Consider the following 15,797-nt stretch of genomic DNA (forward strand, 5'->3'; position numbering starts at 1 on the left):
TTAGCGGGAGTCGTCCGGGCGGACGCAGGGTTCCCTATACTATTTTTTTCCCTGCAAGAAAATGAGTTTTCACCCGCCCTTTCAGGGTGGTCCCGGCAAGCGGGGTGTTCTTTCCCTTGGAGTGCATGGCGGAGGCTTCGACCACCCACTCCTCTTCCGGATCGAACAGGAAAAAGTCCGCCGAGTCTCCCGGCTGGAAACGATTCACGGGCAACCCAAACGTCTGCGCCGGCCCGGTCACCCACGCGCGGTCGAAGGCCTCGCGGGAAAGCGTGCCGTCCTGCACCAGCGCCCAGGTGGACGCCAGGGCCGTGTCCAGCCCGGAGATGCCGCAGGGAGCCACGTCCATCTCCACTTCCTTCTCATGCATCCCGTGCGGCGCATGGTCGGTGGCGAGAAAGTCGATGGTGCCATCATTGAGCGCCGCGACCATGGCCTGCCTGTCACGCTCCGTGCGAAGCGGCGGGTTGACCTTGCCCATGGCGCTGTATTCGTTCTCCGGCACTTCCAGCCACTCGTCCGTGAGCAGCAGATAGTGCGGGCAGGTCTCCGCGGTGACCTTCACCCCGCGCGCCTTGGCCTGCCGAATGATCTCCACGGCCTTCTCGCACGAGACGTGCGCCAGATGAATCGGGATGTCGAGATATTCAGCCAGCAGCACGTCACGCGAGACCTGAAGCGCCTCGGCAATATCCGGCTGCCCCGCCAGACCAAGGCGGTCGGACACCTCGCCCTCGTTCACCCCGACACCCACCGCCATGTACGGGTCCTCGCAGTGGTCGATGACCGTCATGCCGAAGTTGGCCGCGTAATCCATGGCCTTGCGGAAAAGATCGGTGTTCTTCACCGGCACCCCGTCATTGGAGACCGCAACACACCCCGCGTCACGAAGCTCCGCAACGGGTGCCAGTTCATCGCCCTTAAGCCCCTTGGTCAGCGCACCTATGGGAAAGAGCCTCGGCCCGTCCGGCCAGTAGATATTCGCCTTCTCCTGCATGGCCTCGGTCACCGAAGCCGAATCATTCACCGGGCTGGTGTTCGCCATGCAGAGCACGTTGCCGAACCCGCCCCACGCCGCAGCGCCGAGACCGGACCGGATGTCCTCCTTGTACTCGAAACCCGGCTCGCGAAGATGCACATGAACGTCCGTCATGCTCGCCATGAGCTGCAGCCCGTACGCATCCTCCACCAGCTCGAACTCCTCAAGATCGATCTCCGCGGAGCAGTCGCGTATTTCCACGATGCGCCCCTCGTTGACGATCACGTCCACCTCGCGGCCCTCGAACATGGCCCGACGGACCAGCAAATCCATTCTGGACATATCCCCGGTCTCCTATTCTTCCCCGCCCTTGCGGGTCATATACTGGAAAAGCAGCGCCATACGCATGGACACCCCGTTGGCCACCTGATCGAGCACCAGCGAGCAGTCCGCGTCAGCCAAGTCGGAAGCAATCTCCACACCCCGGTTCATCGGCCCCGGATGCAACACCCGCACATCCCGCGAAGCCTTCTCCAAATGCCGCGCCGAAAGCCCGTACGTCGAAGCATACTCCCGCAGATCCGGCAACAGCCCCTGCTTCTGCCGCTCAAGCTGCAACCGCAGGCACATCACCGCATCCACGTCACGAACAGCCTCGTCCAGATCATGAAACACCTCAGCCCGCCACGTCTTCACCGTGCGAGGCAGAAGCGTCCGCGGAGCACATATCCGAACCCGGGCACCCATCTTGTTCAAAAGAATCACGTTGGAACGAGCCACCCGCGAGTGCGTCACGTCACCAAGAATCAACACCGTCTTGCCGGAAAGATCGCCCCACTCCTGATACAACGTGAACCCGTCCAGCAACGCCTGCGTAGGATGCGCATGACGCCCGTCCCCGGCATTGATGATACTGCAATCCAACCGGTCCGCCATGAACCGGGCCGCACCCGAACACCAGTGACGAATCACAATGGCGTCCGGAGCCATGGCCTGCAACGTCAACGCCGTGTCCTTCAACGTCTCGCCCTTCGTCAGGCTAGAAGAACTCTTGGCCAACGAAAACGTGTCCGCAGACAGCCGCTTGCCCGCCACATCAAAACTCGTCTTCGTACGAGTGCTCGGCTCGGCAAAAAACAACACCACGCTGCGGCCCCGCAACGTCGGAACCTTCTTCACCGGACGCTCGTTGATCTCCTGAAAATGCCGCGCCGTCTCGAAAAGCGACATCACCTCCGATCGCGACAACTGCGAAACGTCCAACAAATCCTTGTGCAACCACTGCATGTCTCTGCCTCCGACGGCCTAGGCCGATATCTCTTCGCTATTACCTTGATCCATTATCACAACCCGAAAGGTTCGTCGCGCACGACAACTCGTACCCTCCGGGGGCTTAAGAACCCTTTTGGAAAAGTGTTCTTAAGAATCTCCCAAAACTTTTTGGCCTGCCAAGCCGGGCCTCGGCTCCCTGAAAGCGCAAGCCCGTTGTCGGCTTGGCGGAATGTTCAGGGCGGTGGAGCTACTTCATCCCCCTACCGCTCCAGCCATAACCGACTTCAACAAACCACTAAAAATCTTTGACCAAATCCGTCAGCGGCGATGCTGCACAAACGCGTCCTTCGTGCCCCCCTATCCCCGGCAGCAGCAGCGCCGCTGACAACCCAGGGATTCCAAAGGGGGCCCGCCCCTTTGGTCCGCCTGAAAGGCCCGCCGGAGGCCTGTTCCCGCCGGGGGCTTAAGAACCCTTTTGGGAAAGGGTTCTTAAGAATCTCCCAAAACTTTTTGGCCTGCCAAGCCGGTCTCGAGCGTTCCAAAAGCGCAAGCCCGTAGTCGGCTTGGCGGACCGCTTCAGGCGGTGGCGAGGCCCCAAACAGTCCGCCTCAACAATCTCCACCGCCCCAACAGACCACAATAAACTCCTGCCCGACCCCGTCAGCAGCGATGCTGCACAAACGCGTCCTTCGCGCCCCCCTATCCCCGGCAGCAGCAGCGCCGCTGACAACTCAGGGATTCCAAAGGGGGCCCGCCCCTTTGGCGGGGTGCAGGGGCAGCGCCCCGCCCGCCGGAGGCACCGTTACCGAAAGGCATCCAGCACGTCTTGCGGCACTTTGGCAAATCGTGCGGCCTTGCCGGGTTCGATGGTTCCGAGCCGGTTTTCGCCGAGGATGCGTGCGGGGTTCGGCGCCATCATTTGCAAAATATCTTCGAGTTCCAGTCTGCCTTGCCAGTGTTGTTTGAGATGCAGGGCCTCGTTCCAGAGGTCGAGGTCATGATTGGAGGCTATGGAGTCGGTGCCGAGGCAGAGGGGGATATTGGCTTGGTGCAGTTTTTCCCATGGGGCTCGGCCGACGCCTATGAACTCGTTGGAACGTGGGCAGAGGCAGACTGTGACTCCGGTCCTCGCGAGGGTTTGGATATCGGCTTCGTCGAGTTGCACGCAATGAATGGCGAGGGTTTGGTTGTCGAGCAGGCCGAGGTCGTTTGCGTGTTGCACTGGGCGTTTGCCGGGTGGATTAAAGTCGAGGAGCCTTCCTCTGGACTGGAGCATGTCGAGAAAATCGCTTTGGTTGCCGAGCATGATGTTGCGTTCGTCTTCATGTTCGGACAGGTGAAGGGAGAACGGCAGCTTGCGTGCTGCGGTTTCCTTTTTGGCGGCTTGCAGGAGCTTGGTGTGGGTGGTGTAGAGGCTGTGTCCTGCGGCTGAGTGTCTGCCGATTTCGTAGTGGCCGCCGGGGATGGTGGAGTCCGGGAGCTGTTCGCCTATGGCTTCGGCGAAGGAGACGAAAAAAAGGCCGGTTTCCTGAAGGATTCCGGCCATTGTTTCTGGAAAACGGGTGGCGATGTCCCCGACCATCGCGGTCCCGGATCGTTTCATCTTTCGGCATGCTTCGCGGACGGTTTCCGGGTCCGGATCCATGAGGGGGAGCGAGAGCAGGTGCTCGACCCACGGGACGAAGCCGGTGCCGTTTATGGTCTGTCCTTCGAGATGCGAGAGTTCGAGGTGGCAGTGCGCGTTGACCAGTGCGGGGGCGAGGGTGGCGTCGTGGTGGTCGATGGTTCTGCCGGAAAAGGAGCGGGACAGGTCGGCGTGGGTGCCGACCTCTATGATGGTCTCGTTGCGGACGAGAATTGCCGCATCAATGATGGGCGGCTGTCCGGGGACCAGCGTCAGTGCGCGTGCTGCGCGGTGCAGTTCGGTCATGTTCCGATTCGTCGGTTTTTTGGCGCAACGGACCCCTCCGCTGCGCGCGGCTGCATGGTGACTAACGGATTTTGTCTTCGGGGTCCACCGTCGTTTGCAGGTTTTCTAGCAGGAAATCCTCTCGCTCTTCGAAGCGCAGGGCGTGACGGGACAGACCGAGGGTTTCGTATTCCGGCAGCAACTCGTTGCCGTGACCGAGAAATTCTCCCTGAAGGCGTCTGGGCACCGCGAGCGCGACCGGGCCGGGGTGTTTTTGCAGATGCGGTTTGAGGTGGCGGTACAGCGCGAGCGCCTTGACGGACTGGCCGAAGGCGGGATGCCACGGGCCGTCTAGGAGCGAGGTGTTCATCTCCGCTTCCGGGGCCAACCCCATGCGGATAACCGGGATTTCGGCCTCGCGGAAGCGGTTCAGGGCCTCGGCCAGCTCTTCCACTGCACGGGGGAGGCGCCATGGCCGGTATTCGCCGCGCCGCCATGTTTCGGCCAGCGGCGTGCCTTCCATGACCACGCAGGGATACAGACGCACGCAGTCCGGGGCCAGTCGCAGGGCGATCTCCACGTCATTTCGGAACACGCCGGGGCGGTCACCGGGGAGTCCGGGCATGAGCTGAATGCCCAGGCCGAGTCCGGACCGACGCACGATGTCGCAGGCGTCACTGGCGGTTTTGCCGTCGTACCCTCTGCCGGACCTGCGAAGAGCGTCGTCATCAAAGCTCTGGATGCCCAGTTCGACCATGTCGAGCCCCAATTCCTTGAGTCGGGCGAGCGATTCCGACGAAACCGCATCCGGACGTGTGGAACAGCGGACACCGCAAACCGCGCCCGCCTCGCGATGGCGCGCGGCAGCGGCGAGAAATCGTTCGGGCCACGGGTCCGGCAGTGCGGTGAAGGTGCCGCCGAAGAATCCCAGCTCATAGGGCCCCCGACCAGCCTTGCGGGCCTTGGCAAGGTCGGCGTCCAGTTGTTGCAGCACCTCGGAGAGCGGTCGCGACTCCTGCCCTGTCTGGGCGTTCTGCGAACAGAACACGCACCGGTGCGGACACCCTGCGAAGGGGATAAACACCGGGAAAAGCGAATTCTTTCGCTTCTGCCTCTTGGGAGCTGGAATCATTAAGTGCATGATTGGTTCGCTTTGTCCGTCTTCCCTTTCTTTCTTGCCGTGCCATGGCGCGTTGAGATGAGGCAGCCCTCCGCAAACACCGGGCAAACATTGCCTGCCGGGATATTGACGGACATGGAAAGGTTTTCCCATCCCGGCGCGAGGCATAAAGTCCCTGCGAGAAACCGTCGATGAATCGATCAACAGGTTGATAAACGGTTTTGTTGGCTATACAGTTGCCGAGACTGACCCTGAAGCGGCCCCCGGGCTCACCCGCCGTGGCATGAGCCTTGCTACACATCTTCGACCTCTACCAAACGAAACAGCGAGCGGAAACATGGATCTCAAGGACAAGACAATGCTGGTCATCGGGGGCGCCGGGTTCATCGGCTCCCATCTCGTGGATCAACTTCTGGACGAGGGCGTCCGGGAAGTCCGCGTCTACGACAACCTCACGCGCGGCAGCGAGGAGAACCTCGCCTCGGCCCTGAAAGACCCGCGCGTCACCATCTTCGACCTCGGCGGGGAGCTGCTGCACCGCGACATTCTCGACGCCGCCATGAAGGACGTGGACGGGGTGTTCCACCTCGCCGCCCTGTGGCTGCTGCACTGCTACGATTTTCCACGTTCCGCCTTCGAGGTCAACATAGGCGGCACCTTCAACGTGCTCGAAGCCATGCTGAACAACGGCGTCAAAAAGCTGGTTTACTCCTCTTCCGCGTCGGTTTACGGCGACGCGGTCTCCGAACCAATGAAGGAGGACCACCCGTACAACAACACCAATTTCTACGGCGCCACCAAGATCGCGGGCGAGCACATGTGCCGCTCCCTGCACCATCGCTACAAGGATACGGATCAGGCCTTCGACTACAACGGGCTGCGCTACATGAACGTGTACGGCCCGCGTCAGGACTATCAGGGCACCTACATCGCGGTGATCATGAAAATTCTCGACAGGCTGGATCAGGGGCTGCCCCCGGTGGTCTACGGCGACGGTTCCCAGTCCTACGACTTCGTGTACGTTGGCGACTGCGCCCGCGCCAACATCTGCGCCATGAAATCCGACGCCACCGACAGCTTCTACAACGTCGGCACCGGCATCAAGACCTCCATCAAGCAGCTGGCCGAACTGCTGCTGGAGCTGACGGGCTCCGACCTCGAAATCGAGTACAAGCCCGGGGGGCTGACCTTCGTGAAGAACCGCGTGGGCTGCCCGAAAAAGGCGGAGCAGGAGATCGACTTCAAGGCCGAAAAACAGCTGCGCGAAGGCCTGTCCGAACTCATCGAGTGGCGCAAGAGCCACATCGAGGAAGTGGACCGCAGGCGCAGGAAGGCCAAATAGCATGTACGAGATCCCGCTCATCAAACCGGTAATCACCGACGCCCTCAAGGAGCGCGTCACGCAGGTGCTCGACTCCGGCTACCTCACGGAAGGCCCCGTGACCCGTGAGTTCGAGCAGCACATCGCCGGATTCTGCGACGCGGCGCACTGCCTCGCGGTCACCTCCTGCACCACCGGCCTTGAACTGGCCCTGCGCGCGCTGGGCATCGGTCCGGGCCACGAGGTTATCGTGCCGGATTACACCTATCCGGCAACAGCGTCCGTGGTGAACATCGTAGGGGCTACCGCGGTGATCGTCGACGTGGACCCGGACACCATGCTCATGGACTGCGATGCGCTGGAAGCCGCCGTCACCGACAAGACGCGGGCCGTCATCCCGGTTTCCCTGTTCGGCAACCCGCTGGACTGGAAGAGATTGAACGAAATCAGGCAGCGACACGGACTGCATATGGTGGAGGACGCCGCGTGCGCCCTCGGGTCATCCTTTGACGGCACCATGACCGGTGCGCTGGCCGACATCTCGGTATTCAGCCACCACCCGCGCAAGTTCATCACCACGGGTGAAGGCGGCACCGTGACCACGAACAACACCGAGTGGGCCGAGTGGATGCTCTCCTACAAGCATTTCGGCATGGGTGCGGCCACTTCAAGGGCAGGATCGCAGTTCAGCCGCATCGGCACCAATTACAAGATGAGCAACCTGCTTGCGGCGGTGGGACTTGAGCAGATGGGCATGGTTGACGACCTGCTCGCCGAACGCCGCAGGCTGGCCGAAGCCTACCGGGAAAAGCTCGACGGCGCGGACGGAATCTCCCTGCCCGGCATCACCCCGGACGGCGATCATTCGTGGCAGACCTTCTGCGTCTTCGTCCCCGAGCGCGACCGCGTCATGGCGGACATGCGCGCTGCGGGCATCGAGGTGCAGATCGGCACCTTCTCCCTGCACATGCACGAAGCCTTTGCGGACAATCCCCTGTGCCGCATCGAAGGCGACATGACCGGCAGCATCCGGGCGTACAACGAAGCCCTCGCCCTGCCTCTGTACCACGGCATGACCGCGGCGGAACAGGACAAGGTACTCGAAACCCTGAAAAAGGTGCTGTGATGAACCGCGGCAAGACCATCGCCATAGCGGGCAACCAGTCCACCTGCGCAGACATTCTTTGCGCCGTGTGCCAAGCGGGATACGACGTTGCCTGCCTGCTGCACATGGACGCCTCCCACAGCGACGGAATTGCCGACTATCAGGACCTGCGCCCGCTGGCCGAGAGCCTCGGGGTTCCGGTGGTGCATCCCGCCACCTACGCCATGAAGGACGACGCAAGCAGGCGGCAGTTCGAGGGCATGGGCATCGACCTGCTCATCTCCGCCGGCTGGCAGCGGATCTTTCTCCAGTGGTGGATGTGGGACGAGCCCGTGAGGACCACGGAAATTCTCTCGCGGATTTTGAAAAACCGAGGCGCAGAGCAGGATCGCTACCTGCGCTCATCCAACAGCCTGTGGCAACAATTCCACGAAGGAGCCCGGAGCTAGGTCATGTGCGGCATCTGCGGAATACTCGACCTTTCGGGCAGGAGCCCCTCGCGTGAAGCGCTGCAGGGCATGACCGACGCCATCGCCCACCGCGGCCCGGACGGCGAAGGCGTGTTCATAAGCGGCCCCGCCGGGCTCGGACACCGGCGGCTGGCCATTCTGGACCTCTCCCCGACCGGAGCGCAGCCCATGCGTACGGGCGACGGCAGGTTCTCCATCTCCTACAACGGCGAACTCTACAATTTCCGGGAACTTCGTCAGGATCTGGAACGCCGGGGCCACAGCTTCTACTCCACCTCCGACACCGAGGTGGTGCTCAAGGCCTACGCCGAATGGGGCGAGCGCTGCGTGGAACGCTTCAACGGCATGTTCGCCTTTGCCGTGTGGGACGACCGCAGGCGCGAACTCTTTCTGGCCCGCGACCGCTACGGCATCAAGCCGCTCTATTACGCCTTCTTCGGCCGCACCTTTCTGTTCGGCTCCGAGCAGAAGGCCATCCTCGCGCACCCCGAGGCGCGACGGGAGATCGACTTCGAGGGGCTGCTCGAATACTTCACCTTCCAGAATTTCTTCACGGACAAGACCCTGTCCAAGGGCGTCAGGCTCTTTCCTCCGGGCTGTACCGCCATCCTCGGCGCGGACGAAGTCGGCGGCGAGCTGCCCCTGCGCCGCTACTGGGACTTCGACTTCACGGAGCCGGATACGCACCTGAAGGAAGAGGAATACCTCGAAGAGCTCGACTACCTTTTCAACAATGCGGTGAAACGGCAGATGGTCAGCGACGTGGAGCTGGGCGCCTATCTCTCCGGCGGCATCGACTCCGGTTCCATCTCCGCCGTGGCAGCCGGGGAACAGTCCTACATCAAGAGCTTCACCTGCGGCTTCGACCTGAGTTCGGCTTCGGGACTGGAGCTGACCTTTGACGAACGGGCAACGGCCGAGCGCATGTCGTACATGTTCAAGACCGAGCATTACGAGATGGTACTCAAGGCAGGCGACATGGAACGCTGCCTGCCTGATCTGACCCGACACCTGGAAGAGCCGCGCGTGGGCCAGAGCTACCCGAATTTCTACGCGGCCAAGCTGGCCTCGCGCTTCGTCAAGGTGGTCCTGAGCGGCTCCGGCGGCGACGAGCTGTTCGGCGGCTATCCGTGGCGCTATTACAGAGCGCTGGTCTGCGACGACTTTGAGCACTATGTGGATCAGTATTACGTCTTCTGGCAACGCCTGATTCCCAACCGGCTGATTCAACAGGTTTTCGCGCCTGTCTGGCCCGAGGTAAAACACGTCTGGACGCGGGACATCTTCTGCGACGTGTTCGGCGATCGGCGAACCCTGCCGTGCACCCCGGAGCAAGCGGTGAACAACTCCCTGTACTTCGAGGCCAAGACCTTCCTGCACGGCCTGCTGGTGGTGGAAGACAAACTCTCCATGGCCCACGGACTGGAAAACCGCGTGCCGTTTCTGGACAACGACCTCGTGGACTTCGCCACCAAGGTGCCCGTGAGCATGAAGCTCAACAATCTGCATCAGGTCGTCTCCATGAACGAGAACGAGGTCGGACCCAAGTTCAAGCGGTATTTCCAAAAGACCAACGACGGCAAGCGCCTGCTGCGGCGTCTGGCCTCCCGTTTCGTGCCCGAGGACATCACCATGAGCGTCAAGCAGGGCTTCTCCGCACCTGACGCGTCATGGTTCAAGGGCGACAGCATCCGCTTCGTGGCCGAGACCCTCATCAAGAACGACGCGGCCATCTACGAATTTCTCGACCCCGACGCGGTGCGGCGGCTGGTCATGGAGCATCTGGAAGGAACGCAGAACCGACGCCTGCTCATCTGGTCTTTGCTCAACGTGGAGCAGTGGCTGCGGCAGTTCAGGGGGGCAGCATGAAGATTCAGGTCCGCAGAATGACGCCCGACGACGAACCGGCATGGGATTACTTCGTGCAGAATTCCGGCTGGGCGCAGATCAGCCATACCCCCGCTTGGTGCCGACTGCTCGAGTCCCTCACCGACGGCAGCGGACACCACCTCGTGGCATGTGACGATGCAGGGGATATCTGCGGCATTCTGCCAGGAATACTCATGCAGGGACCTTACGGAAATATCCTCAACTCACTCCCTTTTTTCGGATGCAATGGCGGAGTCATGTGCCGGGAGCTCAACGCAGCCATATACAAAGAGCTCCTGCAGGGATGGCAGAAGCTCGCCCGAGATACGCGCTGCGTCGCGTCCACCATCATATCGTCTCCCTTCACTCAGGACAGAAGGCTATACGAGGCGTTCTGTCAATACGACATGCTGGATGAACGCATCGGACAGATCACCGCACTTCCTGTCGGAGAAAATCCCGCAGAGCGCCTGCTCTCGGCTTACTCCGGCGTCAGACGCAGAAACATCCGCAAAGCCCTGAAATCCGGAGTCAGCGTGAAACAGGACAACAGCGGTGAGGCCTTCGAGTTCTGCATAAGGACACATCGGGAAAACATGGAAAGCATTGGCGGCACGGCAAAGCCCAACCAGTTTTTCCGGGAGCTTAAGGATCGTTTCACCGCGGGCACTGACTACCGCCTTTATCTCGGAATCCTCGACGAGCAACCGGTGTCCGCGTTGCTGCTCATGTATCATGGGCGCATCGTGGAGTACTTCACCCCGGCCACCACGCCGCACACGCGCAATCTCGCCCCGCAAAGCCTGGTCATCCATCGGGCCATGTCCGAAGCGGCTATGCTCGGCTACGAACGATGGAACTGGGGCGGCACCTGGGTTACGCAGGACGGCGTATACAATTTCAAGAAGAAATGGGCCGCGCAGGACATCCGTTACCGGTACTACGTGAAACTGCATGAGGGCGGCAGCGACCTGCTCGACAGGACCCCCGGGCAACTGCTGCAAGGCTATCCGTATGGGTACGTCCTTCCCTTCCAATGTCTCGCCGGTAATCAAAAGAAGGTGCCGCAGGCATGAACAAGCTAGATATCGCAAAATATTTCAGATACAAAAGACAGGATCGCTTTACCTGGGTCAAGGATTTCGACAAGGCTCTCTCGAAAACCGCCGTAGAGATCCCTGCGCGTGCCGGCTCCTCCCGCTTCAAGGACAAGAACGTCCATGAGGTCTGCGGCCTTCCCCTGCTGGCCTATACCATCCTTTTGGCGAAGCAGCTGAGGAACGTGGACCGGGTCATCGTAAACACCGACAGCCCTCGCTATGCCGCTCTTGCCCGGGACTTCGGGGCCGAAGCTCCTTTTCTGAGGCCAGACGAATTCGCGGACAGCAAATGCCCGCCTACCTTCGCCACCTATTATCTCAAACGATATCTCATGGACGAGGGATATCCCCTCAAGAAGCTCGTCACCCTCCTTCCCACGAGCCCTTTCAGGAATCGCAGGGTCATTGAAGCCATCATAGACAAGCTCGACTACGTTCCCTACGTCTGCAGCGGCGTCTACACCGACACCGACCTCCGGCACACGATTCTGCGCGAACCGGGTGACGGTCTTTTCGCCCCGCACCCTCTCCCTGATGTAGACGGATTCAGCTTCTTCAAGACAATGGGCATGATCTCCGGATTCAACTTCCTCCCGGGCAAGGGAAAGAAAACATACGTTCACGTCATCAACTCCCCGATTGAGATGATCGACATAGACAACTCCGACGACTTCCGCGCCATGGAAACCATCGTCGAGAACCGACAATACGATTTCGGGTGCAGCATATGCCAGTGATCTTTCTTGACATGACCGAGAGATGCCCACGGGATCGATATTTTCTCAATCCGAAAAGGATGCTGCGGCTTGCGAACTACTGTCGTGAAGCGGCTCAATCCGCCTTACCCGGAGCCGAGACCATTTTCTGCCGGGCACCGTCCCGCTTCGGCGCCACAGATCCCCCGGGATGCAGAGTCATCGACGCACCGGAAGAATTTGCCGCCTTGCTGCCGTGTGAAGCCCTGAAGCGTATCTGGACCATGGCCTCCTCCATGGTCGAAACAGACCGTGTGCTGTATCTCAATCCGTTGCAGGGCCAGATATGCCCCGACAGGATCAACGATCTTCTGCACAACGAGGGAAATGCCCCCGCCTTGATTTCCGTTTCCGCTGCCACTTCGCATGAGCACCCCCTGTGGACCAAGCTCGTGCCGAAACGGCTTTTTGGCAAAAAGCGTTTCATCACGAAATCCGGAAAGCTACAGCCGGCCTTCAAACGGTTTCCCGAATTAGCCGGCCTCATTCAGGACGAAACGAAGATCACCGGTAGTCAGAACCTCAAGGCGGTATACAAGCGCGATGGTGCGTGCATACTCCTGAACATGCCGCCCGACGACACACCGGACAGCCCGCCCGTGCTGGTTCCCTGGAAAAACAGATACGAGTTGGACGCACCATGGGAGTTTTCGCTTCCGATATGGAGCATGAACCGCCAAGTGGAACCTGCGGACTGACGGACGCCACAATCTCGAAAGAGGTAACGACATGGACGAATTCATCAAATCAGAGAACGCATCGCGTCGGAGCAATTACCGAAAGAGCGATGACGACGAACTCTTTCTGATTCGCTGCAACGAGGCGTTGAAAGCCTCGTCGCTGCCTCCCCATGCACAGGAACGGGCGGATCTCCCGTTCATCTTTGTTGTCGGCCCTCCTCGCTCTGGCACCACGCTGGCCATGCAGCTGCTGGCCCACTGCCTTGACGTAGGGTACATAAACAATCTCATAGCACGATTCTGGGACGCTCCGGTGCATGGCGCTCGCCTTTCGCGAATTGTACTCTCCGGGCAACGAACGGCCTCGTTCCACTCTGAATTCGGGGTCACTCCGCTGCCCACCGACCCGCACGAGTTCGGGTATTTCTGGTCCTCGCTGTTCGGAAGCAGGGACCATCTGAAAACTTCGGACCAGGTCGACTGGGATGGCTTACGGAAGACACTTTTTCTGCTGGCAGGAGAATTCGATCGCCCGCTAGCCTTCAAGAACCTGCTGCTGAACCACCATGTGGAACAACTCGCCGCCCACCTTCCGCGTGTGGTGCTCATCCGGATTTGGCGCGATCCGCTGGACAATGCAATCTCCATCATGCGGGCCAGAGAAGCCTATTACGGGGACCGCAACCGGTGGTGGTCTTTGAGAAGCGGCTACCGGAAAGGCATCGAAGACCGCTGCTGGACCGAACAGATTGCCTCGCAGCTTGCCGGGTTACGCGACATGCTGGACAAGTCCCTGCCTCGTGCTGCTCGCAGCCACGGCGCAGAGGTCGTCAACGTGAACTACAACGACCTCTGCAACTCGCCGGACGCATTTATCGACAAGACGATGGCCGCTTCCGAACGGCTTGGGGTCTCTCCGACACGAACCAACAAAGCTCCTGCACTTACTCCGGAGGAAGAGCTTCAGTGCGCCGACAGGACGAAGCTCCGCTCGGAACTGGTCCGCACAGGTCTTCTGGAGGGAGCGTCATGACTCCGGTTCACCTCCTGACGTTCGACAGCGACTGGTGCCCTGAATGGATGCTGCAAGAAACGCTGAACATTCTGAAAACCCGTGGAATGGCAGGCACCTTCTTTCTAACCGACGCTCCTGCGCCGGCCTTGCGTGCACAGTTGGCACAGGCAAACCGCGTTCAGGTTGGCATCCACCCCGATTTCTTCTCGCCCCATGCGGTCGGGCGGGCCAGAGAGATTCTCGAGTCGCTGCTGGAAAAGGTTGGCCCATGCACGGTCTGCAGGACGCACGGCCTCTTTTGGTGGCACGGTCTGGGCGAACACCTCAGGCAACTCGGCTTCACTGACGACAGCTCTCTGTCCGCGCCGGGGCACTCCCTGAAGGCTCCCCTGCGAGTCTCGGGAATCAATCGCTACCCCATTTCAATGGGTGACTGGTCCCTCCTGGATTCGAGGAAGAACATCAAGGCCGCACTGGAAGCCATCGATGCCTTCGGTCCCATCCGCGTATTCAACTTTCACCCCATCCACATCGCCCTCAACACGGCGAGCATTGACGAGTGGACCGAAATAAAGCGCCTGATGCGAGATGACCCCGAAAGACTTCGCGCCATGGCCGAGGACAATGCCCATCGACCCGATCCGGGACTCAGGGATTTGTTCTTCAAGGTTCTGGACCGCATCCCGCCAGAACAGACCACCACTTTTGAACACCTTGGCAAAACGGGAGCTTTCTCATGAAGAAAGTATACATCGTGAATTTTGGCGCTTCCCCCCCCAGGTTTCTGCCCATGGTAGAAATGTTTCTGGCTTACGAACTGCGCAGACTGGGTGTCGAGAGTGAACTGATCACCGTCTTTCCCGGTGAAAGCGACACGGTGCAGCGCTATCTGGAAACGGCCTGCGGCCCTGACGACATGGTTCTGCTGTGGGAAAGCAAGGCGGCAAAGAGCCATCACTACATCATGCGCCTGTTCCAGTTCGCGCAACGTCTCCGCCGCAGCACGACGCTCCCCATGGCCATCGGCGGATACTGGGCCTGCGTTACTCCAGAGGTCTATCCCGAACTTTTCGCCCCGTTCAACACGATTATTCACGGACTCAACATCGGCAGCATCGCCGAGTTCCTCAGGCAGGTCGAGGCTGACGGGCTTTCGGCCCGATTCTCTGCGGAGGGAGCGTGCGACTGGGGGGCCTACCCCCTGGATATGAGCTTTCTGAAGGAACCCGACAAGTATCGCCTGAACGACCTAGTGGCGGGATACCAGACATCATTCGGCTGTCCGAACAACTGCTACTTCTGCTACAACAACACCCTTCGCAAGATCGGCGCCGACTATTCGCTGCGTCCGGAGGAGCTCGTCCACGAGGATCTTCGGTCCTTGGAAAAGGTATACGGCTCCGTCAGGGTCCAACTCAAGGACCTGAACTTTTTCCACGACAAGCATCACGCCCTGCGTACGCTCGAACTCTTTGGCAACTCGCGCCTCTCGATCGGCGGCTATCTGGACGTCACCGTCGAGGACGCGGACGACGAAATATTTCGGGCTGTTTCGGACATAGGGTGCGAAGGACTCTTTTTCGGACTGGAAAGCTTCAACTCCGACACGCTGAAGCGTTTCAACAAGCATTATTCCAAGGAAGCCCTGGAAAAGCTGCTGACACTTGGCGACCAATACGGCCTTTTTCTTTCCGGCTCCGTCCTTCTCGGCCTGCCGTGGCAGACGGAAGAGGACATCCGTTACGAGGTGAACAAGGCCATGGAGTACATGAACCGATACAAGTACCTGCTCGTTGGTTTCAACTCCATCCGTCCGGTCATGGGCACCCAGCTGCAACGTCACTACTACCGCGACGTTCTGGATAAACTGAGTTTCCAGACGTATCTGGATGTGACCGCATTCAAAGTGCAGGACCTGCAGGAAACCATCTACGGCACTGAATTTGCTAACTTCAATCTGGAAAAGCTGCACACCACCGCTTTGGGAATCAAATTCCTCAAAACAGTGGAGGCCGCACATGCCACGCCCATGGTTCTGCCATTCATACGCGCGTTCAGAAAGGCGCTGCAACGCCACGCTCTGAATGGCTGCCGCAACAAAGTGATCAATTCATGGCTCGACGAGGACCGGCTGATGGACATGCGAAAGACTTTGACAAGATACTGTATGAAAATCAAAGCACTATCAGCATAAGGCTTTCA

14 protein-coding genes are annotated in these 15,797 nt (G+C 60.0%); 10 read left to right on the forward strand and 4 right to left on the reverse strand.

The features are described from left to right. Window positions 1-34: 34 nt before the first annotated feature. From BR24_RS06550 to BR24_RS06565, 4 genes are all read right to left on the reverse strand, one after another. Window positions 35-1,321: a dihydroorotase gene (locus tag BR24_RS06550; protein WP_496540691.1), complete on the reverse strand. Its 1,287-nt coding sequence runs from the start codon at window positions 1,319-1,321 to the stop codon at window positions 35-37. Between the two features lie 12 nt (window positions 1,322-1,333). Further along, complete coding sequence (locus BR24_RS06555; RefSeq protein WP_496540692.1) at window positions 1,334-2,266, reverse strand: aspartate carbamoyltransferase catalytic subunit; 933 nt, start codon at window positions 2,264-2,266, stop codon at window positions 1,334-1,336. 787 nt (window positions 2,267-3,053) lie between these two features. Continuing rightward, window positions 3,054-4,181: an amidohydrolase family protein gene (locus BR24_RS06560; protein ID WP_496540693.1), complete on the reverse strand. Its 1,128-nt coding sequence runs from the start codon at window positions 4,179-4,181 to the stop codon at window positions 3,054-3,056. Window positions 4,182-4,242: 61 nt separating this feature from the next. After that, window positions 4,243-5,301: an elongator complex protein 3 gene (locus BR24_RS06565; RefSeq protein ID WP_496540694.1), complete on the reverse strand. Its 1,059-nt coding sequence runs from the start codon at window positions 5,299-5,301 to the stop codon at window positions 4,243-4,245. A 316-nt stretch (window positions 5,302-5,617) separates the two neighbouring features. Between BR24_RS06565 and BR24_RS06570 the strand changes: the two genes are divergently transcribed. From BR24_RS06570 to BR24_RS06615, 10 genes are read left to right on the forward strand one after another with little or no spacing between them, the layout of a single operon-like run. Then, window positions 5,618-6,622, forward strand: coding sequence for an NAD-dependent epimerase/dehydratase family protein (locus BR24_RS06570; RefSeq protein ID WP_496540695.1), 1,005 nt, complete (start codon window positions 5,618-5,620; stop codon window positions 6,620-6,622). Between the two features lies 1 nt (window position 6,623). Next, window positions 6,624-7,727 carry a DegT/DnrJ/EryC1/StrS family aminotransferase gene (locus tag BR24_RS06575; RefSeq protein WP_496540696.1) on the forward strand — a complete coding sequence of 368 codons (1,104 nt, stop codon included), beginning with the start codon at window positions 6,624-6,626 and terminating at the stop codon, window positions 7,725-7,727. Next, a complete protein-coding gene (locus BR24_RS06580) occupies window positions 7,727-8,155 on the forward strand; it encodes a hypothetical protein (protein ID WP_496540697.1) in 429 nt (142 codons plus the stop codon). Before BR24_RS06575 ends, BR24_RS06580 begins: the two co-directional genes overlap by 1 nt. A gap of 3 nt (window positions 8,156-8,158) precedes the next feature. Further along, complete coding sequence (gene asnB, locus BR24_RS06585; protein WP_496540698.1) at window positions 8,159-10,045, forward strand: asparagine synthase (glutamine-hydrolyzing); 1,887 nt, start codon at window positions 8,159-8,161, stop codon at window positions 10,043-10,045. Beyond that, the gene (locus BR24_RS06590; protein WP_496540699.1) at window positions 10,042-11,121 is read left to right on the forward strand and encodes a GNAT family N-acetyltransferase; all 1,080 of its coding nucleotides are present in this window, start codon (window positions 10,042-10,044) and stop codon (window positions 11,119-11,121) included. The genes asnB and BR24_RS06590 overlap by 4 nt, the downstream gene beginning before the upstream one ends. After that, window positions 11,118-11,882, forward strand: coding sequence for an acylneuraminate cytidylyltransferase family protein (locus tag BR24_RS06595; protein ID WP_496540700.1), 765 nt, complete (start codon window positions 11,118-11,120; stop codon window positions 11,880-11,882). Before BR24_RS06590 ends, BR24_RS06595 begins: the two co-directional genes overlap by 4 nt. Before the next feature lie 59 nt (window positions 11,883-11,941). After that, window positions 11,942-12,598: a hypothetical protein gene (locus BR24_RS06600; RefSeq protein ID WP_496540701.1), complete on the forward strand. Its 657-nt coding sequence runs from the start codon at window positions 11,942-11,944 to the stop codon at window positions 12,596-12,598. Window positions 12,599-12,629: 31 nt separating this feature from the next. Beyond that, the gene (locus BR24_RS06605) at window positions 12,630-13,613 is read left to right on the forward strand and encodes a sulfotransferase (protein ID WP_496540702.1); all 984 of its coding nucleotides are present in this window, start codon (window positions 12,630-12,632) and stop codon (window positions 13,611-13,613) included. Further along, on the forward strand, window positions 13,610-14,335 hold the full coding sequence (locus BR24_RS06610; RefSeq protein WP_496540703.1) for a polysaccharide deacetylase WbmS family protein: 726 nt from the start codon (window positions 13,610-13,612) through the stop codon (window positions 14,333-14,335). The genes BR24_RS06605 and BR24_RS06610 overlap by 4 nt, the downstream gene beginning before the upstream one ends. Beyond that, complete coding sequence (locus tag BR24_RS06615; RefSeq protein WP_496540704.1) at window positions 14,332-15,789, forward strand: B12-binding domain-containing radical SAM protein; 1,458 nt, start codon at window positions 14,332-14,334, stop codon at window positions 15,787-15,789. Before BR24_RS06610 ends, BR24_RS06615 begins: the two co-directional genes overlap by 4 nt. Window positions 15,790-15,797: the final 8 nt, after the last annotated feature.

The organism is Pseudodesulfovibrio halophilus DSM 5663 (genome assembly GCF_059568665.1).